Here is a 25,252-nt window from a genome sequence, read left to right as displayed (position 1 = left end):
CCCGTCGTGACTCAGGATCCGCTCGTCGCCGACACGGGTTCGGCGCCGTCCACGGCGCCCTCCGGCGGACCGGCGGGGCGAGTCGCCCGCCGCGACGTCTTGCGCGGCTTGGCGGCGGCCTTGGCGGGCTTGGCCGGCTCGGCCTCCGCCTCGGTCGGGGCCTCGGCGGCGGCCTGGGCCTTGACCGCGGCCTTCTTGGCCCGGGTCGACGTCTTGGCGGGCTTGGCGGCCGGTTCCGGCGTCGGCTCGACGATCGGCTGCTCGGCCGGTGCCTCGCTCGCCGCCGCGGCCTCGGCCGCCTCGGCGGCGACCTTCTTGGCCGACTTGCGCGGCGTCTTGGCCGCGGCCGTCTTCTTCGCCGGTGTGGTCTTGGCGGCGGCCTTCTTGGCGACCGTCTTCTTGGCGGCGGCCTTGCGTACCCGCTTGGCCGGTGCCGGGGTCTCCTCGACGGCCTCGGCCGGCTCGGTCTCCTCGACCTCGACCGCCGGAGCCTCGGCCACCGGGGCCTCCTCGGCCGGTGCCTCGGCGACCACCTCGGCCTCGACCGGCTCGGCCTCGACCGGCGGGGCCGGCTCCGGCTCGACGGCGACCTCGGCGGTCTCCGCGGCCTCGATCGCCTCGGCGACCTCGACCGGCTCGACCGAACCGAGTTCGGCGACCTCGGGCAGCTCGGTGTCCGCGGCGATGTCCTCGAGTTCCGGCCCGTCCAGGTCGACCTCGTCGGTCTCGACGATCTCGGTGATCGGACCGCTGCCGTTCTTGTCGGCGTTGCCCTTGTTGCGCTTGCGGCGCCCGGAGCCCGCGGGGCTGCCGTTGCCGTTGCCGCCGTGCAGGTGCCCGCCGTTGCCGTGGCCCTTGGTCTCCGGCGCGTCCATGTGCACGATCACGCCGCGCCCGTTGCACCGCTCGCAGTTCTCCGAGAAGGCTTCGAGCAGACCCTGGCCGACCCGCTTGCGGGTCATCTGGACCAGGCCGAGCGAGGTGACCTCGGCGACCTGGTGCTTGGTCCGGTCCCGACCCAGGCACTCCATCAGGCGCCGCAGCACGAGGTCGCGGTTGCCCTCCAGAACCATGTCGATGAAGTCGACGACGATGATCCCGCCGAGGTCGCGCAGCCGGAGCTGGCGGACGATCTCCTCGGCCGCCTCCAGGTTGTTGCGGGTGACGGTCTCCTCGAGGTTGCCGCCCTGACCGGTGAACTTGCCGGTGTTGACGTCGACCACGACCATCGCCTCGGTGCGGTCGATCACCAGCGAGCCGCCGCTGGGCAGCCAGACCTTGCGGTCCAGCGCCTTCATCAGCTGCTCGTCGATGCGGTACGTCGCGAAGACGTCCACCTCGCTGGTCCACCGGGACAGGCGCGGGGCCAGGTCCGGGGCCACGTGGCCGACGTAGTCGTGCACGACGCCCCACGCCTCGTCGCCCGAGACGATCAGCTTCGAGAAGTCCTCGTTGAAGATGTCGCGGATGACCCGGACCGTCATGTCCGGCTCGCCGTACAGCAGCGAGGGCGAACTGGTCGTGATCATCTTGGACTTCTTCTTGATCTCTTCCCACTGGGCCTGGAGCCGCGTCACGTCGCGGGTCAGGTCCTCCTCGGTCGCGCCCTCGGCCGCGGTGCGCACGATGACGCCCGCGTTCTCCGGCACGATCTTCTTGAGGATGGTCTTCAGCCGGGCCCGCTCGGTGTCCGGCAGCTTGCGGCTGATCCCGGTCATGGTGCCCTCGGGCACGTAGACCAGGTAGCGACCGGGCAGCGAGACCTGGCTGGTCAGCCGGGCGCCCTTGTGACCGATCGGGTCCTTGGTGACCTGCACCAGGACCGACTGGCCGGGCTTGAGCACGGCCTCGATCCGGCGCGGGCCGCTGAAGCCCGCCGCCTCGAAGTTGACCTCGCCGGCGTACAGCACCGCGTTGCGGCCCTTGCCGATGTCGACGAAGGCGGCCTCCATCGAGGGCAGCACGTTCTGGACCTTGCCCAGGTAGACGTTGCCGACGTACGAGGTGGCCTGTTCCTTGTTGACGTAGTGCTCGACGAGCACGTCGTCTTCCAGCACGCCGATCTGGGTGCGCTCGCCGTTCTGGCGCACGACCATCACGCGCTCGACCGCCTCGCGGCGGGCCAGGAACTCCGACTCGGTGATGATCGGCACCCGACGCCGGCCCTGCTCGCGCCCCTCGCGGCGGCGCTGCTTCTTGGCCTCCAGGCGGGTCGAGCCCTTGACGCCCTGCACCTCGTCGGTGGGGCTCTCGGAGAGCGCCTCACGCTTGCGCGGCTCGCGGACCTTGACCACGGTGCGCTCGGGGTCGTCCTGCGGCTCGGCGGGCGACTCCTCGGCGGCGCCGTCACGACGCCGCCGACGCCGGCGCCGCCGGCTGCTGGTGGTCGCCCCGGGGTCGCCCGGCTCGTCGACGTCCTCGTCGTCGTCGGGACCGTCGCCGACGCCTTCGGCCTGCTGCTCGCCGTCCTCGTCGGAGCTGTCCTCGGCACCGTCGTCACCGCGACCGCGGCGGCGGCGACCGCCGCGCCGACGACGTCGGGTCGGGCGCTCGCCCTCGGTCTCGTCCTCGTGCGCCTCGGCGCCCTCGGTCTCCTCCGGCTCGGTCTGCTCGGCCTGCTCGGTCGTGACGACCGTGCGGCCCGGGTGGCGCTCCTGCTCGTCCTGGTAACGCGAGTCCTGCGGCTCGGCCCCGGCGGCCGTGTGCACCTCGTCCACCGGCAGCGCGCGTCGACGGCGACGCCGACCGCGCGGCTCGTCGGGCTCGGTCCGGGTCTCCGGCTCCGCGACGGCGGGCGCCGGGCCGGCGGCCGGGGTCGGAGTCGGCTCGGCCGTGCGCTTGGGCTCGGCGAAGACGGCCGCCTGCGGGGCCTGGAACAGCGGCTGGAAAACCGGCGGCGGTGTCTTGCGGCCGGCCCGGGTACGCGGCTCGGGGGCGGCCTCCGGCTCGGGCTCGGGCTCGGCGACCGCCTCGGCCTCGGCCGCGGGGGTCTCCTCGATCGCCTCGGCGGCGGGCACCGCACGCTTGCGGGTACGCCGGGTCCGGCGCGGGGCCTCCTCCGGCTCCGCCTCGACCTCGGGCTGTGCAGGCTCGGCCTGTACCGGCTCGGTCCGCACGGGCGCAGGGGCGGCTTCCGGCACGACCTCGTCCGAGGCCGCGGGGGTCGCCTCGGGAGCGACCGCCGCCCGCTTGCGGGTACGCCGGACGCGCCGGGGCGCCTCCTCCGGCTCCGGCTCCGGCTCGGCCGCCACCGGTGCGGGCTCGGCAGCCTCCACCGGTGCGGACGCGACCTCGGCCGTGTCGGTGACCGGCGCGGTCACCCGCTTGCGGGTGCGCCGTGCACGTCGCGGGGCCTCCGGCTCGGGCTCGGGCTCGGGGGCACTCTCGGCCACGACGGCCTCCTCGGCCTCCGGCTCCTCCTCGTCGGAGGGCGCGGGAACCTCGGGGGTCACGGCAGCCGGAACCGGCGCGGCCTCGACGGAGGGCACGCTCGGCGGTCCTGCGGGACGACTGGCGGCGCGGCGACGGCGGCGGGGGGCCGGCGTCGTGGCCGTGTCGTCCTTCGTACTGTTGTCGTTGTCTGTGCTGTTGTCGGAAATACCGGAGTTCACAACCCCGGGTGTACCTGATGTCTCAGGCGTGTCGTTGGGCTCGGTGTCGAGCATGCGGGTCTGTCTCCCGTCACGCTTCCGGGCGCTCCAACGCAGGGCGCCGCGCGGAAGCTTCTCTCTCACTCGCCGGTCCCGACCTTGCGGTCGTGATCCGGGCGATAAGTCTGTCGGAAATTCAAGCCTTGTGGCCTCGTGTACCCGGTCGTCACCGGTTCGAGGCTTCGACGACGGGTTCTGCACCGCCCTGCGGGCCGGTCCGGAGTACCTCGTCCCCCTGCGAGGTGTGCTCCACCGCCGATGCTGCGCGGTCGGGCGCGAGCGGGTCGGTCACCGAATCGGTCGCGGTGTCGAGCGGCCCCTGCGCCAGGCGGGTGACCGCGGCGGCGGTGGGCGTAACAAGTTCGGCGACCATGCGAAGACCGGACAGAACGTCGTCGGGTCGTACGGCGGGTGTGGTGTGCCGGACAACCAGTCGCAGTATCGCACAGGGTGCGGCGCTACCCGCATCGACACCCTGGTGACCTGCGTCGTTCCCGTCGGGGGTGGTGACGGTCAGCGCGATCACCGCCCCACGGGCGTCGAATGTACGCATTCCGTTCTTGCTCATCCGCTGGACCTCGACGGTCTCGGCGGCCAGGAACACGCCGATCGCGCGCTCGGCCTCCTCGCGGGTGACGCCTGCGAGGGCCAGCTCCCAGACCGACGCCTCCAGGCGTTCGGGCAGGTTGCCGCCGTGTGCCTCGACGATCTCGAGCACGTCGAGACCGGTCGGCAGGGACGCGTCGAGCAGGTCTCGCAGACGCGCCGGGTCACAGTGCGTGGCCACGCCGATCTCGAGATACTCGGCCTCGCTGGCGACACCGGTGGGCGCCGCTCCCGCGTACGACACCTTGGGGTGTGGGGTGAAACCGGCGGAGTAGGCCATCGGCACTTCCGCCCGACGCAGGGCCCGCTCGAACGCGCGCTGGAAATCCCGGTGGCTGGTGAACCGGAGGCGCCCGCGCTTGGTGTACCGGAGGCGCAGTCGCTGGACCGTCGGCGCGGGCGGCGGTCCCTCGGGCGTACGTCGTGCCAGTTTCGCTCAGTCCTTGGCTCAAGTGGGTGGGCAGAAGTCGTTCCAAGACTACGGCCATCGCGCGGGTCGGGTCAGCGCCCCCCGATTCCGAAGGCCCGCAACACCTCGCCGGTGGCCCGACCGATCGGCCGGAGCACGTTGCGACCGAGCCAGCGCAGCGGCACCACGACCAGCACCCGCCATACCGCGCGGATGCCCCTGCCGATCGGCGTGAGCACGTTGCGCCAGGCCCAGGACACCGGAAGTACGACCAGGTGATGCCAGACCACGGCGATGCCGCGACCGATCGGGACCAGCACGGCCCGCCACAACCAGGACAGCGGCCGGACGATCAGGAAGTTGAGCACGGCGGTGGACACGTCCCACGCGAACCGCAGCGCCTGAAGCGTCACCCGCCCGACCGGGCGCAGCACATACCGCCACAACCAGGTCGCGGGCTTGAGCAGCACGTATCGAAAGAGGAAGACGAGCGGGCGGGCCAGCAGGTGGGTCACCACCCACGCGATCGCGTTACCGATCGGCACCAGGATGTAGCGGCCGACGAAGGCGAGCACCGGATAAAGGAACCAGTCCCACAGCAGAACCTTCAGCCCGCGCAGAATCGGCCGCAGGAACCAGGTCCAGAACAGAAACCTGATCCCCCGCCCGATCAGGCACAACAACTCCCACAACAACCGCAACGGCACCACGACGATCAGCGCGATGATCCGCGCCGGCCACCGCACGACCGCGTACAGACAGCCCTCCGGCTCGGACCCACTCCCGCCGCCGGCCCGCGGCGCGTACCCGCCCCCGACCTGCTGCTGCCACCCGGGAGGCTCGCCCCCGGCGGGCGCCCCCGGCGGCTGATTGCTCCCCGACGGCGTCCACGGCGCCGGTTCCGATTGCTCCCCGTTTGGATTCACCCCGGCAGATTAATGGCCCCTCCACCGACAAGGAGGCAGGACCACCATTGCTGCCCCACGTGACCACACGACTACTCGACAACAGGCGATCGCTGACATAGCGAGCGAACAAGACCTGCCGAGCCTGGCTCGCCACGACCGACCGGATCAAGCCAGGCCCACGAAGGTGCGGGGTTCGCCACCCCGCGCCGGCGCGGCGGCATCCTCCACGACGGTGCGCACCCACCCACGACGCCCGACGACGTACCGACCACGCCCGACCCGGACTTCGACCTCCTCCTCGACCACGGCCACCCGGGAATCCCATTACCCGGGCTTCGCCGAATTCGACGGCCCACTCTGCGAAATGCGCGAAATACGCGCCAACCACCGCCATACATCACCCAGTTCGTACCCCGCAGCGAACTTGACGTCTACACGTCCACCATTCGGGTGGAGGCGATCGATCCACCAAGGGCTCTTTTGTGCTGCTCGATCCCGGGCCGAGGCGAATGCGTCTACGCGGAAGGCATATTCGAGGAACGGGTGACTGCCGAGGTATCTCTGTACCAACTGGAGACTCCACGTAGAAACGACGCGACCCCGCTCGCCAAAAGGTTGCGGATAGATCCCGGCGCGGCGCCACGAGGTGGAGAGGGACGCGATGGTTGCAGCCCTACTGCGGCAGATGCAGCCGGGAACGGCCGCCCATGTTGGCCACCTCCCGGAGTAGTAACCGGCCACCGCCTCCAGGGACTCATGCCAGGCGGGCCCCGCGCGTGAGTAGAGAATCGGATGGCAGGCTCGCCAATGCGGTTCGCGGAATAGCCACCGGTGTGGTCCGTCAGCATGTCTGCATCGACGCGGCGCGAGGTGGGGTGGCACGGGGTCCCCGGCCGCGGCCAACCATGGGGCGTGACGGTGACCCAAGACCTCGTGCAGCGCGGCCCATCGCCCCTGTTGCCGCCGCTGGGAGAAGCGGGCTTCCAGATAGCGCTCATGCGTCGCACTGCAAAGGGCAAGCGACTTCCATGACAAGCGCTCCCAATAGCGCATTGCGATGAAATCCACGAAATTGCGGTACGGCACAACCCCTGAACTCGCGTCGGGAGTACCGCAACAGCCAGGTCCCACTCTTCGTCCGAGAGGTACCTCTTTACCAATCGATGCTCCACGCATATAGGGCACGGCCCCACCTCGGCCGACGTGGGGCCGTGAACGAGACCTTGCCAAGGGGGACGCTTGGTCCCTCTCTCCGGGGTAGCTACTCGGCGTAGGGCGGGAGTACTTCCCACAGCCCGCTTGCGCATTGAGCACTTACGGTGTGCGTCCCGTCGGGGCTTACCGCGATGCGATACGCATTGCGCGGCGGTCGGCCGTGCGCCTGGTAGTCGTCCCAGAGCCGGCCCAGCAGATCGGCCAGCCGCCGCGGCCCGGCCTGACGTGCGGTTCCGTCCGCAGCGACGGTCGCAATCGAGCCGTCCCTGTGCCACAGGGTCAGGGCACCCGACGATGAGGTGTCGGTCAGGACGTCGTCCAACCCCAGCGAGAAGGACACCAGGAACGTGAACTCGCTGTCGCTCCATGCCGCCACCGGCATAGTGCAGGGTTCCGTCGGCCCCTCCGGGTTGTCGGGGCGTGGCATCAGGGGAGCGCCGTTTGCGGGTCGCAGGCTCATGAAGTACGCCCCGGTCGACAGGAACCGCCCCTGGACGCCGTGCTCCTTGTTGACGTCGAGGACGGCGATGCCGGCGCCGAGTGGAACAACGATGAGTCCGCCGGGATGAACGGCCCGGCGCCACGCGGTTGGGAGACGATTCACTCCGCAGGTGGCGATGAGTCGATCGGTGCTGTTGGGCTTCACCACCTCAGGGCTTGAGCCGTCACCGCAGACGACGGTGATCTTGTCGTGCCCGGTGGCCTCAAGGGCGGCCCGCGCGGCGGAAACCAGCTCCGGGGCGACATCGACGGAGAGAACATTTTCGTCCCCCACGAGCCGACCCAGGAGTCCCGCGTTGTAGCCCGTTCCCGTGCCGATCTCGGTCACCGTCGCGCCGGGGTGCACGTCGAGGGCGTCCAGCATGTCGGCCATGAGCGACGGCACCGTGGACGAGGACATCGCGGGCCAGGTCGAGGTGAGGAGTACCTGATCCCGATAGACCTCGGCGAGCCAGTCCGGGTGCGCGTCGTTCACCTCCTCGGAAACCCACGCACCATCGATGTGGTGGCTGCGCGTGAACCGACGTACGTAGGCGTGCCGGGGCTCATTCCGGAATGCGTCGGCCACGTCGGGCCGGATTGCGTGGCCGCCGGCGGTCAATTCGTTGACCATGGCCGTGCGCCGTGCGGTTGCTTCGTCGTCGAGTGTCGTCATGTGTTTGCGGCTTCCTCCAGATAGTCGGCGATGGCCCGGCAGATGTCGTCGCGGTCGGGCGTGAAGGCCCACTGCCCGCCCGGGTTCAGCTCCAGCGCCCAGATTTTTCCGGTGTCGTCGCGCACGAGGTCCCAGGCGGCAAACACCAGGCCGAACTTGCGAGTTACGGTGCGGATGCCCGCCTGCACAGCGTCGGGGAGCGTTCCCGGTGTGTATGTGACGCCGTCCTGGCCGACTGCTCGGATGTCGAGGTACGGGCCGAGGACGGACGCCTCGCTGATGAAAAGGCGATCCGCTACCACCGCCACGCGGTATTCGGCCACCTTGTGCTCGATCTCGCGTTGGAGACAGTTGGCGGTCGCCCGCGCTCGCGGATGGCCGTAATGCTCCGGCGGGACGCGCGCCGCGTACAGCACCTGGTACCCCTCCGGTCCGTCGTAGTTGATCGGGCCGAGGGTCTTCGATACCGCTGGGCCCGCCTTGCAGAAGTCGCCGTGCTCCTGCGGAACATTGCCGATCCAGGTGGCCGGAACGGTCAAGCCGGCCCGGACGAACGCGGCGAGTTGCGCCGGCTTGGTGCATGCCGTGATGGCGAGAGGATGATTCACCCAAGCGACACCGGGGAGCGCGTACAGCACACCGGTCATACCGCTGCGGGCCTCCCGAGAGGCGAACTCCCGGGAGGGGCCCGCCTCGACACTGTCCGCGGGAAAGTTCGACGGGCGACGCCAGTACACCGCGCGCAAGTCTTCGAGGCGCACGGTCCGGGATCCTCCCGAGAGCTTGCCCCGCCAGCCATCCGGCCCGAACGTCGCCGACAGGTTCACCGAGTCCGGGAACGCGCCGGTATCGATCCGCGCGAGCGGAACGCCCCGACGATTGAGTTCCTCGATCACGAAATCGGCGGTGACGTCGAGCGGGCCGGTGGCGACAACGATTCGCGGGTCAGGCATTGGGGGTGGCGTCGTCCGGCACGTTCTGGTCCAACGCGCCCTGCTGCCCGTCCGAAACCGCGTTGGACTTCGTGATCCCCATGTGAGCGCTCAGCTCGCTCTCGATGACGGCCTCGCCGCCCATCACGGTGATCTGCCGACCCTCGTCCAGGGTCAAGCCCTCGGGGAGCGTGAAGTCGTTCGGCACCTGCGTGCCGTAGTCCACCTGAAGGGGAACGAGAAGGTCGCCGGCCGGTGCCTGCGCCTGTACTTCGATGGCCTTCTGCATTGACGTAAGTCCTCTCTGACAGCCGATAGGCGGTGGTGCGAGTAGGACGTGCTGTCTCTTGGGCGTTTTACCCAGCCCTGCCGCAATTGCGGCGGGGAGTCGATGGTTTGACGGTCCGCGCTCAGGCCGCGGCCTCATCGTCGCGACGCTGCTCGGGGCGGACCGTCGTCGCCAAGCCCTCGCGGAGGGGCACCTTCGTTCTGGCGCCCACGACGTGCCGCTTGGCGACGTTGGGAGAAATCTCAGTCTGTGCTGCCGCCAGGCAATCTCGAACCAGGCCGGCAGTTGCTTTACGCCACCCGTCCGGAGCAATGCGCGGCAGGTAGGCGTACCAAAGGCGAACTCGCCGCGGATCACCGTGCTTGTCGTCGGCGTCGTGCGCCCGCACAACCCCCAGCCGTCCGTCGCGGCCCGACTGGATTTCGGTGAGCACGCCCGAAGGATGCATGGGGTCGGTGTCCGTGGGGATCGCCTTCATATCCCGTAGGCCCTCGCACGTCCTCGTGCACTCGCGAACCGAGGTACCGATACGAGATCACCCGGCCGGACATGGCGTCCGAATCGCTGTTCCATCCGACCGTCGCAGCGTTGTCCGGGTAACGCACACGATCGACTTGCTCGCTGTCCGTCATGTACGCAACGTTACGAAGCGTGGCCACATGATCTCAATGGCACTTCGCGAGCACCCCGAGGCGAAGTACCACAAGGTGCTACAGAGGCAGCCCTACGGCGTCGGAGAGGGTACGCATCTCGGGAGTGAGCGTGCGCCGGCCAACTACGAGGCGTCCCATGATGTCTCTGGCGTACCGCTGATTCGGGAGCCACTCGGGAGAGCCCGCACGGACCTTCTGGAGTACGTCAATGGCCTCTGCGAAACGCCGTGTGCGGGCATAGGCGTCCGCCACGTCGAGCAGGTGCCGGTTGCGGTTGTTCGAGGTCGGCTTCAGCTTGTCCACAGGGATGTGTGCAGCGAGTTGAAGCACGCGATCGGGTCGGTTGACGATCGCCGCATTTTCTACGCGCTTCAGCGCCACCGTGATCGGGCCGAAGCTGCTCAGGAAGTTCTCGGGAGGGTCGTACTCGCGGCCCATGGCAACGGCTGCCGAATGAGCGAGGCGCAAGGCGTCCTCGGACTCGCCCGGACGGTTGTCCCGAACACTGGCAGCCGATAGGCGAAGCAGGAGCCACCCCCAGGCGCTCAGCTCAGCAGGAGTTGCCTTGGAGATGCGCGGCTCGGCGTCGTCGGCCCATCTGGTGGCCAGAGCCCGGGCGTCCGCCAGCCTCCCGCGCCGCAGCAGGAGCCAGCACTGGGTGCTGACCGCGGAGGCACCCTGAAGGCGATCCGTGGCTCCGTCGAGGGCTCGTTCGAGGGCCATCTCGGCGGCGTCGAACTGCCTGGTCTGCGTGAGGAGCCAGCCGGTGAGCAACATCAGCCTCGCTCGCACCGCGCGCCCGGCGGGATCGGCCTGGGCCAGTTCCTCGGCGTCCCGCAGCAGGGATGGGAGGACCGCGCCGAGTTCGGCGAATCGATCACCGGAAAACAAAGGCGTTGCGTCCCACAGCGCGGCGCGAACCCCTTGAAGCGTCGGCCCTTCGAGGTCATTGCCGGCCGCCAGAGGAGCAATGAGCGCCCGGCGTACCGGCTCCCACCGATCGAGGGATACCTGGGACGCGGACTCCTCGGGGGAGTCCGTCATCAGGCTCGTGGTGGGAACGCGCAAGGCAGACGCGAGCCGTCGGGCGGTCTCCAGTCGCGTGTCGTCGCGCTCGCCCTGTTCCAATTTTCGGATGAGCGAGAGTGACACTCCCGACTGGCTGGACAACTCCCTCTGAGTCATCCCCCGCCGCTTGCGTACGTCTCGCAGCCGCTCCCCGATGCCGACGCTCATGAGACGAGCCTCCCCCGCCGGCCCTGTGTCCACTCGACCGTGCCGACGATGTCCGAGTTGGCTGTCGGCGCCGGCGAGGGCGTCGTGGCCCTGGCGGCGGCCACTGAAACCCGCTTCCGAACCCCGAGGCTCCGCAGGATCTCGTCCTGCTCGGCCTCGGGGACATCCTCCGGAAGTCTCGCGAGGTGCTCGACCGCTCCCCCGTTCTTGGCCGTCAGCCCTGCGCGGCCGGCTGCTTCACCGAGAGCGGGAGGAGCTTTTGGCCCGTGGGGCCGATTTGAATTTCGGTGCCGAGTTGAGGACAGACGCCACAGTCGAAGCAGGGGCTCCAGCGGCAGTCGTCGACCTCGGTCTCGTCGAGGGCGTCCTGCCAGTCCTCCCAGAGCCAGTCCTTGTCCAGGCCGGAGTCGAGGTGGTCCCACGGGAGCACCTCGTTCCACTCGCGCTCGCGGGTGGTGTACCAGTTCAGGTCCACCGGCTCGTCGGACAGCGCCTCGTCGGCGCAGCGCACCCAGCGGTCGTAGCTGAAGTGTTCGCTCCAGCCGTCGAATCGGCCGCCGTCCTCCCAGACCGCCCGGATGATCCGGCCGACCCGGCGGTCGCCGCGCGAGAGCAGGCCCTCGATCGCGCCGGGCTTGCCGTCGTGGTAGCGGAAGCCGATCGACTTGCCGTACTGGCGGTCCGCGCGGATCGCGTCACGCAGCTTGTGCAGCCGCGCGTCGGTGGCGGCCGGGTCGAGCTGCGGGGCCCACTGGAACGGGGTGTGCGGCTTGGGCACGAAGCCGCCGATCGACACCGTGCAGCGGATGTCCCGGCTCCCGGAGACCTCGCGGCCCTTCTGGATGACCTTCTTGGCCATGTCCGCGATCTGCAGCACGTCCTCGTCGGTCTCGGTGGGCAGGCCGACCATGAAGTAGAGCTTCACCTGGCGCCAGCCGTTGCCGTACGCGGTGGCGACCGTGCGGATGAGGTCCTCCTCGGACACCATCTTGTTGATCACCTTGCGCAGCCGCTCGCTGCCGCCCTCGGGTGCGAAGGTCAGCCCCGAGCGGCGACCGTTGCGGGTCAGCTCGTTGGCCAGGTCGATGTTGAACGCGTCCACCCGGGTGGACGGCAGCGACAGGCCGATCTTGTCGTCGGTGTAGCGGTCCGCCAGCCCCTTGGCCACCTCGGCGATCTCGGTGTGGTCGGCGGAGGACAACGACAGCAGGCCGACCTCCTCGAAGCCGGTCGCCTTCAGGCCCTTGTCGACCATCTCGCCGATGCCCTTGATGCTGCGCTCGCGCACCGGCCGGGTGATCATGCCCGCCTGGCAGAACCGGCAGCCTCGGGTGCAGCCTCGGAAGATCTCCACCGACATGCGCTCGTGCACCGTCTCGGCGAGCGGGACCAGCGGCTGCTTGGGGTAGGGCCACTCGTCCAGGTCCATCACGGTGTGCTTGGACACCCGCCACGGCACGCCCGAGCGGTTCGGCGCGACCCGCTGGATCCGGCCGTCGTCGAGGTAGTCCACGTCGTAGAAACGCGGCACGTAGACGTTGCCGGTGACCGCGAGGCGGAAGAGCAGCTCGTCCCGGCCGCCGGGCCGGCCCTCGGCCTTCCAGGCCCGGATGATGTCGGTGATCTGGAGCACGGCCTGCTCGCCGTCGCCGACCACCGCGCAGTCGATGAAGTCCGCGATCGGCTCGGGGTTGAACGCGGCGTGTCCGCCGGCCAGCACGATCGGGTGATCCTCGGTGCGGTCCTTGGCCTCGATCGGGATGCCCGCCAGGTCGAGCGCGTTGAGCATGTTCGTGTAGCCCAGCTCGGTGGAGAAGCTCAGCCCGAACACGTCGAACGCGCCGACCGGCCGATGTCCGTCCACGGTGAACTGCGGCACGTCGTGCTCGCGCATCAGCTTTTCCAGGTCGCCCCACACCGCGTAGGTGCGCTCCGCGAGCACGTCGGCGACCTCGTTGAGGACCTCGTACAGGATCATCACACCCTGGTTGGGCAGGCCGACCTCGTACGCGTCCGGGTACATCAGGGCCCAGCGGACCGTGCACGCGTCCCAGTCCTTGACGGTCGAGTTGAGCTCGCCACCGACGTACTGGATGGGCTTCTGCACCTGGGGCAGAAGCGGCTCCAGACGCGGGAACAGGGACTCGACGGGCATGGCGGTCCTTCCGATGGGGCTGGGAGGGGGATCGACCTCCCAGCCTAACGCGATCCGGGCGGACCCCCTACCGAGATGCCCGGTGGGAGCCCGCCCGTGACGGATGATGCGACGGTCGTCAGGCCGACTTGAAGGCACCCGCGTGCCGCATGTGCACCGACTGCAACAGCCCTATCCCCATCCAGATGGCGAACATCGAGGACCCGCCGTAGGAGACGAACGGCAGCGGCAGACCGGCCACCGGCATGATGCCCAGGTTCATCCCGACGTTCTCGAACGCCTGGAAGGCGAACCAGGCGACCACACCCGCCGCCACGATCGTGCCGTAGAGGTCGTCGGCGTGCAGCGCGATCCGGATCCCGCGCCACAGCAGGACGCCGAACAGCGCGATGATCGCGCAGCAGCCGATGAAGCCCAGTTCCTCGCCGGCCACCGAGAAGACGAAGTCGGTCTGCTGTTCGGGCACGTACTGGCCGCTGGTCTGCTCGCCGTGGAACAACCCCTGGCCGGTGAGCCCGCCCGAGCCGATCGCCAGCCGGGCCATCGCGGTGTTGTAGCCGACGCCGCCCGGATCGAAGTTCGGATCGGCGAAGGCCCGGAACCGGTCGATCTGGTACTCGCTGAGCAACCCCAGATGCACGATCGCCACCGCTCCGGCCGCGGCCATCACGATCAGCGCGATCATCCAGCGCGCCCGCGCGCCGGACGCGAGCAACACGCCGAGCACGATCATCGCGAGCACCATGACCGAGCCGAGGTCGGGCATCAGCATGATCACCGCCATCGGCACGCCGGCCACCACGAGCGCCCAGAACACCGCCTTGTCGCCGGGCCTGGCCAGATCCCCGGTGTCCACCCGTTCGGACAGGATCATCGCCATGCACAGGATGATCGCGATCTTGGCCAACTCGGCGGGCTGCACCGAGAAGCCCGCACCCAGTTGGATCCAGGCCCGCTGGCCGTTGATCGTGCTGCCCAGCGGGCTGAGCGCGGCCATCAGTCCGAACACCGCGACGACCCCGACGAACGGCGCGAACGCCCTTATCCGGCGGTGACCGATTATCGCCACCACGGTGGCCAGGACCAGCCCGATCGCCAGGTTGAGCAGGTGCCGCTTGAAGAAGAACTGCGGATCCCCGCCGGTGAGTCCGCGCCGGTTGCGGGTCGCGGACCACACCAGCAGCGAGCCCACCGCGGACAGCGCGAGCGCCGGGCCCAGGAGTATCCAGTCCAGCCGACGCACCGGGGCGTCGCGCTGGATGATCTGTCGGGTGATCGACCGGCGTGGGGTGAACACCGGTGCGAGTCGGCCCAGGTCCGGTGTACCGAACCCGGCGACCCGCGAGGCGGGCCGCAATTTCAGGCTCATGTCCCTCTCCCCGTCCGGTGGATCCCCCGATCGGGCGGCAGCGCCCAGGGCGCGGACGACGCGGTGGTGGTGGAGCCTTCGCCGCCGCCGGGGCGCGGCGGCAGCAGGTAGGACGCGGGCACGACCGTGCCGTCCTCCTTGACCTGCGGCAGCCCGGCGGGCGGGGCGGGCAGCAGCGCCTTGGTCGGGTCGATCGCGCCCTTGTCGTCGACGCCGAGCAACGCCTCGTAGATCTTGCGTACGGACGGACCCGAGGTACCGGAGCCGGTGCCGCCCTGGCTGACCATCATCACCACGGCGTACTGCGGCCCGTCCTTGGGACCGCCGTAGGTGGCGAACCAGGACGTGCTCTGCTTGCCGTACACCGAGCCGGTGCCGGTCTTGGCCGCTATCGGCATCTGGGCGTTCGGCCAGTTGGCGAACACGCCGGCCGCGGTGCCGTTCATCTCGACGCCGATCAGCGCGTTCTGCAGGTACTTGAGCGTCGCGTCGCTTATCGGCAGCTTGGCCGCCACCTGTGGCTGGATCTCGCGCACCAGCTTGCCGCTCGGGCTGACCACGGCCTTGCCCAGACTCGGCTTCCACAACGTGCCGCCGTTGGCGATCGCCGCGTACACCCGTGCCATCTGCAACGGGGTGACCGTGGTGTCGCCCTGGCCGATCGCGAAGTTGATCGCGTCACCGGCGCGGAACTGCCAGCCGTCGACGCAGTTCTCCTTGGCGATCTTGTCCACGTACTCGTTGCCGGTGTCGCCCTGCTTGCACCACGCGTCCTTGTTCTGCTCCCAGTTGCGCTTCTTCCAGGCCCGGTCGGCGATCCGGCCGCCGGACTCGCCGGGCAGGTCGATGCCGGTGGGGGCGCCCAGGCCGTACTTCTTGGCCATGGTGACCATCGGGTCCTTGGGGTTCTTGCCGAAGATCCCGCCGTCCTTGAGCCACATGTCGTAGCCGATGCCGTAGAAGACGGTGTTGCAGGAGACCTCCAGGGCGCGCTGGAGCGAGATCGGGCCGTAGCCCCTGGACTCCAGGTTGTTGAAGGTCTGGCCGCCGACCGAGATGCTCGGCGAGCAGTCGTAGTTGGCCTTGGTGGAGTAGCCCGACTCGGCCGCGGCCGAGGTGGAGATCACCTTGAAGATCGAGCCCGGCGCGAACTGACCCTGTATGGCCCGGGACACCAGCGGCACGCCGGCCTTCTCGTCGGTGAGCGCCTTGTAGTCCTGCGGCGAGATGCCGCCCACCCACACCGACGGGTCGTAGTTGGGCGCGCTGGCCATCGCGATCACCCGGCCGGTCTTGATGTCCATCACCACCGCCGCGCCCGCGTCGGCGATGAAGTTCTTGTGCGTGTTGCCCGCGTCGAAGGTCGACCGGGCCCGCTTCATCGCCTCGTCGAGCTGCTGCTCGGTGATCGCCTGGATCTTCGCGTCGATGCTGGTGACCAGGTGGTTCCCGGGCACCGGCGGGGTTTCCGAGACGGTGCCGGTGACCCGACCGAGGTGGTCCACGGACAGCCCGGTGACTCCGGATTTGCCGCGCAGGTCCGTGTCGTAGCTGCGCTCCAGACCGCTGCGGCCGACCTCGTCGGCACGCTGGAGATCCTTCTTGCCCTCGGCCTTCTGCTTGCTCAACTCGTCGTCGGAGACCGGCGAGAGATAGCCCACGACATGCGCGCCGTTGGCTCCCTCGGGCGCCGGATACTGCCGTACCGCGGTGGGCTCGGCGGTCACCCCGGGGAAGTCCTCGCGGTGCTCCATGATGGTCAGCGCCTGCTCGGTGGTGGCGTTGTCGGTGACCGGGATCGGTTGGTACGGCGAGCCGTTCCAGCACGGCTTGGGCACGTTGCGCTCGCACAGCCGGGTGCGGGCCTTGACCTCGTCGGCGGGCAGTTGCAGCACCTCGGCCAGCTTGGTCAGCACACCGACACCCGAGTCGGGCATCCGCAGCAGTTCGGTACGGCTGACCGACACCACCAGCGCGGTGCGGTTGTTGACCAGCGGGCGGCCCTTGTCGTCGAGGATCTGGCCGCGCACGGCCGGGGTCACCACGTCCCGGACCTGGTTCTGCGACGCGGCGGCGGCGTAGTGGTCGCCCTCGCGGATCTGTAGGTACCACAGCCGGCCGAACAGGGTGATCATCAGCGACAGGACCAGGATCTGCAGGATCACCATCCGGGCGCGCACGCTGTGTGCGCCGTCTCCCTTGGAGCGGCCGGAGTTGAGCAGGCTCGGCATCCGTTTACGCATCTTGGGCGTTCACCCCCTACCGGGACAGGCCCGAGAGCATCGGTTTCGGATCCACCTTGCGGGCCAGCGCCATCACCCACGGCACCACGAACGGCGCCAGGATCGCGTCGTAGACCACCGCCGTCAGCAACAGCTTGGTCAGCCCCACCTGGCGCACCGCACCGTCGCCGACCAGCGCGCCGACGGCCGCGTACAGCACCGTGGTTGCCGCCGCGGCGACCGCGACCACCGCGATCGGCGCGAGCACCGAGCGTCTGGGGCTGCGCGAGACGAACAGGCCGGCGACGTAGCCGGTCAGGCACAACACGAACGCGTACCGCCCCGCCGCGTGGTCCGCCGGCGGCGCCAGGTCGGCGCACAGGCCGGCCGCGAAGCCGATCACGCAACCGGAGGTGGGCCCGTAGGTCAGCGCGAGCCCGATCACCACCAGGAGCAGCAGGTCCGGCACCGCGCCGGGCAGACCGAGCCGGGCGAGCACGCTCACCTGGACGACGAGCGCGACGACGATCAGCAGCGCGGCGTAGAACACGCGGGAGATCCGCACCGTCTCAGTCCCTTCCGGTCGGTGGGGCGGTGCCGCCGGGCGGCGGTTTGCGGCGGCCGTCGGCCGCGTTCGCGTTGGTGCTGCGGGTGTCGCCGGCCGGCGGTTTGCCGGTCGAGGCGCTCTTGGGCGGTTCGGTGGTCGCCGGCGGGGCCGGCGGCGCGGCCGGCGTGCTCGGCGGCGCCGCGACCGCCTGCGCCGGGGCCAGCACCGAGTCCCGCGGATCGGTGCGCGGCGGCTCGATCACCACGCCCACCGTGTCCAGGCTGGAGAAGTGCACGTAGGACTTCACCTCGACGCTGCGGGTGAGTTGGCCCGGGGTGTTGCGCACCTCGGCGACCTCGCCCACCGGCACGCCCGGCACGAACGGCTTGCCGCCCTGCGAGCCGAACGTCACCAGCCGGTCGCCCTTCTTGACGTCGGCCTGGCCGTTGAGCAGCTTGAGGTTCATCGGCTTGTCGCCGCGGCCGGAGGTGATCCCTATCTCCATCGATCCCGCCAGCCGCGAGCCGACCGCGAATCCGGGGTCGGTGGCGAGCAGCACGGTCGCGGTCATCGGACCCACCTGGGTCACCCGACCGACCAGCCCGTCCCCGTTGATCACGGTCATGTCCGGCTTGATGCCGTCGCCCGCGCCCGTGTCGATGGTGACCGTCCAGGAGAAGCCCTGGGCGGGCCCGATGGCGACCACGCGCGCCGGTTTGATCTTGTACTGCCCGGCCGAGGAGACCTTGAGCAGTTTGTCCAGTTCGGCCGCGCGATTGCGGTCCAACTGGATGTTGTCCACCTGTTGACGAAGCTTGGCGTTCTCGTCCTGCAGACGCTTCTTCTCGCCCTCGTGGGATCCCGCGTCCTTGACCGCGTTCACGGCCCGGCCGACGGGGTCCACTGCGGCGGACACGCCGCGTTCGGCGGGGCCGAACACGGCCGAGGCCCAGTCGCGGACGTTCGCGATGGGCGAGTTCCGGCCACCGCGGATGTCCACGGTGATGAGGGCGAAAGAGATCGCTAGCAGCAGCACGAGGACCAGCCGACCGTGCCGGGAGTCCCTCACGATGCGCGCCCGCCCCTTTCGTACGTTGCGGCGCTTGTGGGCAGTTGTGGTGTGTGGCCGTGCCGGGCCGAACACGGTGGGCGGCGATTCGAACGACCGCCCCCGCGTCCTCGGTCAGCGGCGCGGTTGGGCGTCCAATACCTGCTGGAGCTTCTCGTACTCCTCGACGCATTTGCCCGCGCCCAGGGCCACCGAGTCCAGCGGGTTGTCGGCGATGTGGATCGGCATCCCGGTCTCGGTCCGCAGCCGCTCGTCGAGGCCGCGCAGCAGGGCGCCGCCGCCGGTGAGCACGATGCCGCGGTCCATCACATCGCCGGCGAGCTCGGGCGGACACTGGTCCAGCGTGCTCTTGACCGCGTCCACGACGGTGTTGACCGGTTCCTCGATCGCCTTGCGGACCTCCGAGGTGGAGATCACGATCGTCTTGGGCAGGCCGCTGACCAGGTCGCGGCCACGGATCTCGCTGTGCTCGTCCTCGCCGAGGTCGAAGGCCGAGCCGATCGACATCTTGATTTCCTCGGCACTGCGCTCGCCCAGGAGCAGCGAGTATTCCTTCTTGACGTAGGCGATGATCGCGTTGTCCAGCTCGTCGCCGGCCACCCGGATCGACTGGGCGGTGACGATGCCGCCGAGCGAGATCACCGCGACCTCGGTGGTGCCGCCGCCAATGTCGACGACCATGTTGCCGGTCGCCTCGTGCACCGGCAGACCGGCGCCGATCGCGGCGGCCATCGGCTCCTCGATGATGTGCACGCTGCGCGCGCCGGCCTGGCTGGACGCCTCGACCACGGCGCGGCGCTCGACGCCGGTGATGCCCGAGGGCACGCAGATCACCACGCGCGGACGGGCCAGATAGCGACGCCGATGCACCTTGAGGATGAAGTAGCGCAACATGCGCTCGGTGATCTCGAAGTCGGCGATCACGCCGTCCTTGAGCGGTCGGATCGCCACGATGTTGCCGGGCGTGCGCCCGATCATCTTCTTCGCCTCGGCGCCGACCGCCAGGATGCCCCCGGTGGTGGTGTTCTTGGCGACCACCGACGGCTCGTTCAGTACGATGCCGCGGCCTCTGACGTACACCAGCGTGTTGGCCGTACCGAGGTCGACCGCCATGTCACGACCGATGAACGACAAGTTGTTCGCCATATAAAGAACCTAGGGCCTTCCCGAGCTCGTAGCCATGAGGACATGAGCCGGCCGAGGGACGTCGTACCAACAACGCCGGTTCGACCGACCACAATCGTAGGCACGGTGTACCGGCGGCAGAACCGCGACGTACCGGGGCACGGCTGCACCCTCCATCCACCATGACGTGATCACGGGGCGAGGGGTTGCGTGCCACGCGCGACAAGTAAAGGGATTTCCCTCTAACAGCGCACGGTCGGGGTCCGATAGAGCGGCCCCGGCGCGTCGCGCGAAGTTTCGCACGATGTGGTCACGAAAAAAATCGATCCCCGGGGCAGCCCGCGCGCGTCGCGCGGCCCCGGGTGATCGTCGCGGTGGGGAGCACCGCGATCCGGCGCGGCGCGCGCGGTGCGCGACGCCGCGACCGGATCGTCAGGCGTGTTCGGGGAAGAAGTTCTTGATCTCGCGCTCGGCGGATTCCGACGAGTCGGAGCCGTGCACGATGTTCTCCCGGGTGATCGTGGCGAAGTCGCCGCGAATGGTGCCCGGCAGGGCCTTGATCGGGTCGGTGACGCCGGCGAGCACGCGGAAGGACTCGATCACCCGCTCGCCCTCGACGATCAGCGCCACGGAGGGGGCCGAGGTCATGAACTCCACGAGCGGGGCGTAGAACGGCTTGCCTTCGTGCTCGGCGTAGTGGCGCTCGATCGTCTCGCGATCCATCACCCGCAGATCGAGCGCGGCCAGCGTGAAGCCCTTGCGCTCGATGCGGCCGATGACCTCGCCGACGAGACCACGCCGGACTCCGTCCGGCTTGACCAGGACGAGCGTGCGCTCGGACACGTTTGGCTCCTTGCTTCCTCGAAGAGGGGGTACGGGTAAGAACCCGGTGGCCCGACGAACGGTCAACGCCCAGAGCCTATCCGGGGTAACGCATCGACCTTTCGGCCGTATCTCGCGACTCAGTCCGCGGTGACCGTTCGGGCCGCCTTGGCCGCGTCGATGATCCGCCCGACCCGGACGCAGCCGTACCAGATCGCGCCGAACACCACGCCGATCAGGAACATCATCGGGACCACGAAACCGGTCACGAACAGGCCCACTTGCAGCGCCCAGCCCGCCGTGATCGCCCACGGCCGGCCGAGCTTGGCGCACAGCCAGACGCACAGCAGGGCGGACGGTCCGGCCACCGCCCACAACACGCCGGTGGAGATGTCGGTGAGTTGCATCGCCACCAGCGCGGCGAGGCAGATCACCAGGGCCTGGCCGATCAGGTGGGTCGAACACAGCGCGCGCATGCTCAGGCGTCCCTTCCGTTGCGGTTGCCGCCGCTCCCGCCGGCGGTCGGGCCCACGCCCGAACCCGAAGCCGAGCCCGGTTCACCGCCCTTGAGGAGCACCCGGGCCTCGCCGACGGTGACCACGGAGCCGGTGATCAGCACCCCCGCGCCGCCGAGGTCGCCCTCCTCCTCGGCGAGCGTGACGGCGGCCTCGATCGCGTCCGGCAGGCTCGGCTGCACCTCGACCCGGTCCGCGCCGAACACCTCGACCGCGAGCGCGGCGAGTTCGTCCACCGGCATCGCGCGCGGTTGCGAGTTCTGCGTCACCACGACCTCGGCGAGCACCGGTTCGAGCGCCTCCAGCACCCCGCGCACGTCCTTGTCGCCCATCACGCCGATCACCCCGACCAGGTGCCGGAAGTCGAACGAGTCGGTCATCGCCTGCGCGACGGCCAGGGCGCCGGCGGGGTTGTGCGCGGCGTCGATCAGGACGGTGGGACTGCGGCGCACGATCTCCAGCCGGCCCGGCGAGGTGACCGACGCGAACGCCTCGCGGACCAGGTCGGCGTTCAGCGCGCCGCCGCCGGTGAGCCCGGGACGCTCGGCCACACCGACGCCCAGGAACGCCTCGACCGCGGCCAGCGCGACCGCGGCGTTGTGCGCCTGGTGGCTGCCGTGCAGCGGCAGGAAGACGTCCTCGTACTCCCCCACCAGGCCGCGCAGCGTGAGCAATTGGCCGCCGACCGCCAGGTCGCGCCGGACCACGCCGAACTCCATGCCCTCGCGGGCCACCGTGGCATCGGTCTCGACCGCGCGCCGGATCAGCGCCTCGGCCGCGTCCACCGGCTGGTGGGCGAGCACGACCAGGCTGTTCCGCTTGATGATCCCGGCCTTCTCCACCGCGATCTCGCCGGGCGTGCCGCCCAGTCGGGCGGCGTGGTCCACCGCGATCGGGGTGACCACGGCCACCGTGCCGTCGACCACGTTGGTGGCGTCCCACGTGCCGCCCATGCCGACCTCGATCACCGCGACGTCCACCGGCGCGTCGGCGAACGCCGCGTACGCCATCGCGGTGATCACCTCGAAGAAGGACAACCGGTGCGGCTGTGCGGCGTCGACGATGTCGATGTAGGGCTCGATGTCGCGGTAGGTCTCGACGAACCGCTCGGCGCTGATCGGCTCGCCGTCCAGGCTGATCCGCTCGGTCATCGACTCCACGTGCGGGCTGGTGTAGCGGCCGGTGCGCAGTTGGAAGGCGCGCAGCAGCGCCTCGATCATCCGGGCCGTGCTGGTCTTGCCGTTGGTGCCGGTGATGTGGATGACCGGGTACGCCCGCTGGGGTTCGCCGAGCACGTCCATCAGCGCGACCACCCGGTCGGTGGAGGGGTCGAGCTTCGTCTCGGGCCAGCGCCCGATCAGCTCGGCCTCGACGGCGCGCTGTGCGGCCAGTGCCTCGGCGGGGTCTGTCACAGGTGTCACCGGTTCTGATCGAGTTCTGCGGGAGCTGGGATTGCCTTGCGGCCGGCCGCGCGGCCCGGGTGGGTGTGCCCGAGGCCGCGCGGCCGGTCGGGTCAGGCGGTGGGCAGCCGGTCGAGCTGGCCCTTGATGCGTTCGATGTCGGCCTCGGCGCCGGTCAGCTTGTCCCGGACCTTGTCCACCACGTCGGGGGCGGCCTTGGCCAGGAAGCCCGCGTTGCCGAGCTTTTTGGTGTTCACGTCGCGGACCTTCTCCGCCTCGGCCAGGTCCTTGGACAGGCGCTTGCGCTCGGCGACGAAGTCGATCGCGCCGGAGAGGTCCAGCTCGATCACCGCACCCGCGACCGGGAAGGACGTGGTCGCCGAGAAGCCCTCGCCGGCCGGTGTGCAGCGGGCCAGTTGACGCAGCGCCGCCTCGTGCGCGGCGATCGCGGTGCCCGCGAGCGAGATGTTGGCCGGCACCCGCTGGCCGGGCTTGAGGCCCTGGTCCGAGCGGAACCGGCGGACCTCGGTGATCACCTGCTGGAGCGTGGTGATCTCGGCCTCGGCGGCCGGGTCGGCGAACCCGCCGGGCGTCGGCCACCGGGCCGGCACGAGCGACTCGCCGCCGGTGAGCGTGGTCCACAACTCCTCGGTGACGAACGGCACGATCGGGTGCAGCAGCCGCAGCGTCACGTCCAGGACGTGGCCCAGGACCCGCCGGGTGGCCTGCGCGGCGGCCTCGTCGTCGCCGTTCAGCGGCAGCTTGGCCAGCTCGACGTACCAGTCGAAGACCTCGTCCCAGGCGAAGTGGAACAGCGTGTCGGAGAGCTTCGCGAACTGGTAGTCCTCGTAGTACGCGTCCACCTCCGCCACGACCGCGTCCAGCCGGGACAGGATCCAACGGTCGGTCGCCGAGAGCTGCTCGGCGGCCGGCATCGGGCCCTCGACGGTGGCGCCGTTCATCAGCGCGAATCGGGTGGCGTTCCAGATCTTGTTGCAGAAGTTGCGCGAGCCCTGGACCCAGTCCTCACCGATCGGCACGTCGGTGCCCGGGTTGGCGCCGCGGGCCAGGGTGAAGCGCAGCGCGTCGGTACCATACGCGTCCATCCAGTCGATCGGGTCGACCACGTTGCCGAACGACTTGGACATCTTCTTGCCGAACTGGTCGCGGACCAGGCCGGTGAGCGTGATGGTGTGGAACGGCGCCTGCCCGTCCATCGCGTACAGCCCGAACATCATCATCCGGGCGACCCAGAAGAAGATGATGTCGTGCCCGGTGAGCAGCACGTCGGTCGGATAGAACTTGGCCAGGTCGGCGGTCTGCTCGGGCCAGCCCAGCGTGGAGAACGGCCACAGCGCGGAGGAGAACCACGTGTCGAGCACGTCGCTGTCCTGCGTCCAGCCCTCGCCGGTGGGCGGCTCGTCGTTCGGGCCCACGCAGACCGTCTCGCCGTTCGGGCCGTACCAGACCGGGATCCGGTGACCCCACCAGAGCTGCCGCGAGATGCACCAGTCGTGCATGTTGTCGACCCAGCCGAAGTAGCGCCCGGCCAACTCCTGCGGGTGGATGGCCACCCGGCCGTCGCGCACCGCGTCGCCGGCCGCCTTGGCCAGCGGCTCGACCCTGACCCACCACTGCATGGACAGCCGCGGCTCGACCGTGGTCTTGCAGCGCGAGCAGTGCCCGACCGCGTGCGTGTACGGGCGCTTCTCGGCGACGATCCGACCCTGCTCGCGCAGCGCGGCCACGATCGCGAACCGCGCCTCGTAGCGGTCCAGGCCCTCGAACGGGCCGTGCACCGTGATGATCGCCCGCTCGTTCATCACCGAGGGCATCGGCAGGTTGTGCCGACGGCCGATCTCGAAGTCGTTCGGGTCGTGCGCCGGGGTCACCTTGACCGCGCCGGTGCCGAACTCGGGGTCCACGTGCTCGTCCGCCACGATCGGGATCCGCCGCCCGGTGAGCGGCAGTTCGATCTCGGTGCCGACCAGGTGCGCGTACCGCTCGTCGCTCGGGTGCACCGCGACGGCGGTGTCGCCGAGCATCGTCTCGGCGCGCGTGGTGGCCACCACGATCGCGTCGTCCCCGTCGCCGTAGCGGATCGAGACCAGTTCGCCGTCGTCGTCCTGGTGCTCGACCTCGATGTCGGAGATCGCGGTCAGGCAGCGCGGGCACCAGTTGATGATGCGCTCGGCGCGGTAGATCAGCTCGTCGTCGTAGAGCCGCTTGAAGATGGTCTGCACGGCCTGGGACAGGCCCTCGTCCATGGTGAAGCGCTCACGCGACCAGTCCACGCCGTCGCCGAGGCGACGCATCTGGCCGAGGATCTTGCCGCCGTACTCTTCCTTCCACTGCCAGACCCGCTCCACGAACGCCTCGCGGCCCAGGTCGTGCCGCGACTTGCTCTCCTTGGCCAGCTCGCGCTCGACCACGTTCTGGGTGGCGATGCCGGCGTGGTCCATGCCGGGCAACCACAGCGCCTCGAAGCCCTGCATGCGCTTGCGGCGGGTGAGCGCGTCCATCAGCGTGTGCTGGAACGCGTGGCCCAGGTGCAGTTGTCCGGTGACGTTCGGCGGCGGGATGACGATCGTGTACGGCGGCTTGTCGCTCTTGGCGTCGGCCTCGAACCAACCCGCGGCTACCCAGCGCTCGTACAGCTTCCCCTCTACCTCGGCGGGGGTGTACTGGGAGGGAAGGGCCTGCGGCTGCTCGGCGGCAGCGGCTGCGGGAGTGGTGTTCTCGGTCACCGCCCCAGTCTACGGAAGGCGCGCGGGCACCTTGGACGCGGCGGGGTGAGCCCGCGTCGACGGCGACGTTCCGTTTGTCGATGAGGGCGTCCCGCCCTTGTCACCGTGGTGTCACCGCCGTTCCGGCGCCGTTCCACCGGTTGCGGGCGGGCGCTACTGTCGCGCCCTGGGTCGGTTCCGGTTTCGACGATGGGGGCATCGGTCGAAGCGCCGCGGGCGGCCCGGGT

At 69.8% G+C, this 25,252-nt stretch carries 18 protein-coding genes and 1 pseudogene; all 19 read right to left on the bottom strand.

Annotated features, from left to right (window positions below; genetic code table 11):
* Nucleotides 1–11: 11 nt before the first annotated feature.
* Entirely contained in the window at nt 12–3,665 is a 3,654-nt protein-coding gene (locus tag ABZ374_RS00460; protein WP_360304508.1) for an Rne/Rng family ribonuclease, read from the bottom strand.
* 151 nt (nt 3,666–3,816) lie between these two features.
* Complete coding sequence (locus ABZ374_RS00455) at nt 3,817–4,686, bottom strand: TIGR03936 family radical SAM-associated protein (protein ID WP_360305439.1); 870 nt, start codon at nt 4,684–4,686, stop codon at nt 3,817–3,819.
* Nucleotides 4,687–4,757: 71 nt separating this feature from the next.
* Nucleotides 4,758–5,591 carry a hypothetical protein gene (locus tag ABZ374_RS00450; RefSeq protein ID WP_360304506.1) on the bottom strand — a complete coding sequence of 278 codons (834 nt, stop codon included), beginning with the start codon at nt 5,589–5,591 and terminating at the stop codon, nt 4,758–4,760.
* 147 nt (nt 5,592–5,738) lie between these two features.
* Nucleotides 5,739–5,885: a hypothetical protein gene (locus ABZ374_RS00445; protein ID WP_360304504.1), complete on the bottom strand. Its 147-nt coding sequence runs from the start codon at nt 5,883–5,885 to the stop codon at nt 5,739–5,741.
* A gap of 949 nt (nt 5,886–6,834) precedes the next feature.
* Nucleotides 6,835–7,944, bottom strand: a complete 1,110-nt coding sequence (locus tag ABZ374_RS00440; RefSeq protein WP_360304502.1) for a methyltransferase domain-containing protein — start codon at nt 7,942–7,944, stop codon at nt 6,835–6,837.
* On the bottom strand, nt 7,941–8,897 hold the full coding sequence (locus ABZ374_RS00435; RefSeq protein ID WP_360304500.1) for an MvdC/MvdD family ATP grasp protein: 957 nt from the start codon (nt 8,895–8,897) through the stop codon (nt 7,941–7,943). The genes ABZ374_RS00440 and ABZ374_RS00435 overlap by 4 nt, the downstream gene beginning before the upstream one ends.
* Nucleotides 8,890–9,165 carry a hypothetical protein gene (locus tag ABZ374_RS00430; protein WP_360304498.1) on the bottom strand — a complete coding sequence of 92 codons (276 nt, stop codon included), beginning with the start codon at nt 9,163–9,165 and terminating at the stop codon, nt 8,890–8,892. The genes ABZ374_RS00435 and ABZ374_RS00430 overlap by 8 nt, the downstream gene beginning before the upstream one ends.
* 121 nt (nt 9,166–9,286) lie before the next feature.
* Nucleotides 9,287–9,643: a hypothetical protein gene (locus ABZ374_RS00425; protein WP_360304497.1), complete on the bottom strand. Its 357-nt coding sequence runs from the start codon at nt 9,641–9,643 to the stop codon at nt 9,287–9,289.
* 232 nt (nt 9,644–9,875) lie between these two features.
* Nucleotides 9,876–11,054, bottom strand: coding sequence for a helix-turn-helix transcriptional regulator (locus ABZ374_RS00420; protein ID WP_360304495.1), 1,179 nt, complete (start codon nt 11,052–11,054; stop codon nt 9,876–9,878).
* A gap of 214 nt (nt 11,055–11,268) precedes the next feature.
* The gene (locus ABZ374_RS00415; protein ID WP_360304493.1) at nt 11,269–13,209 is read right to left on the bottom strand and encodes a TIGR03960 family B12-binding radical SAM protein; all 1,941 of its coding nucleotides are present in this window, start codon (nt 13,207–13,209) and stop codon (nt 11,269–11,271) included.
* Between the two features lie 118 nt (nt 13,210–13,327).
* On the bottom strand, nt 13,328–14,506 hold the full coding sequence (gene rodA / locus ABZ374_RS00410) for a rod shape-determining protein RodA (RefSeq protein WP_360305437.1): 1,179 nt from the start codon (nt 14,504–14,506) through the stop codon (nt 13,328–13,330).
* Nucleotides 14,507–14,574: 68 nt separating this feature from the next.
* Nucleotides 14,575–16,821, bottom strand: coding sequence for a penicillin-binding protein 2 (mrdA, locus tag ABZ374_RS00405; RefSeq protein ID WP_360304491.1), 2,247 nt, complete (start codon nt 16,819–16,821; stop codon nt 14,575–14,577).
* 37 nt (nt 16,822–16,858) lie between these two features.
* Nucleotides 16,859–17,365, bottom strand: a pseudogene (mreD, locus tag ABZ374_RS00400) (rod shape-determining protein MreD); the annotation flags it as partial.
* A 4-nt stretch (nt 17,366–17,369) separates the two neighbouring features.
* Nucleotides 17,370–18,416 carry a rod shape-determining protein MreC gene (gene mreC / locus ABZ374_RS00395; RefSeq protein WP_360304489.1) on the bottom strand — a complete coding sequence of 349 codons (1,047 nt, stop codon included), beginning with the start codon at nt 18,414–18,416 and terminating at the stop codon, nt 17,370–17,372.
* Nucleotides 18,417–18,530: 114 nt separating this feature from the next.
* Nucleotides 18,531–19,550 (bottom strand): rod shape-determining protein, encoded by a 1,020-nt coding sequence (locus ABZ374_RS00390; protein WP_078979486.1) that lies wholly within the window; start codon nt 19,548–19,550, stop codon nt 18,531–18,533.
* Between the two features lie 423 nt (nt 19,551–19,973).
* Nucleotides 19,974–20,384 (bottom strand): nucleoside-diphosphate kinase, encoded by a 411-nt coding sequence (gene ndk, locus ABZ374_RS00385; RefSeq protein ID WP_355543167.1) that lies wholly within the window; start codon nt 20,382–20,384, stop codon nt 19,974–19,976.
* 119 nt (nt 20,385–20,503) lie between these two features.
* A complete protein-coding gene (locus ABZ374_RS00380; RefSeq protein WP_360304487.1) occupies nt 20,504–20,839 on the bottom strand; it encodes a DUF4233 domain-containing protein in 336 nt (111 codons plus the stop codon).
* 2 nt (nt 20,840–20,841) lie between these two features.
* The gene (locus tag ABZ374_RS00375) at nt 20,842–22,290 is read right to left on the bottom strand and encodes a folylpolyglutamate synthase/dihydrofolate synthase family protein (protein WP_360304485.1); all 1,449 of its coding nucleotides are present in this window, start codon (nt 22,288–22,290) and stop codon (nt 20,842–20,844) included.
* Between the two features lie 101 nt (nt 22,291–22,391).
* Nucleotides 22,392–25,025 carry a valine--tRNA ligase gene (locus ABZ374_RS00370; RefSeq protein ID WP_360304483.1) on the bottom strand — a complete coding sequence of 878 codons (2,634 nt, stop codon included), beginning with the start codon at nt 25,023–25,025 and terminating at the stop codon, nt 22,392–22,394.
* Nucleotides 25,026–25,252 lie beyond the last annotated feature (227 nt).

The sequence above is a fragment of the Embleya sp. NPDC005971 genome (assembly GCF_040629175.1).
Taxonomy (GTDB): Bacteria; Actinomycetota; Actinomycetes; order Streptomycetales; family Streptomycetaceae; genus Embleya.
This window is presented reverse-complemented; position numbering and strand designations above follow the sequence as displayed.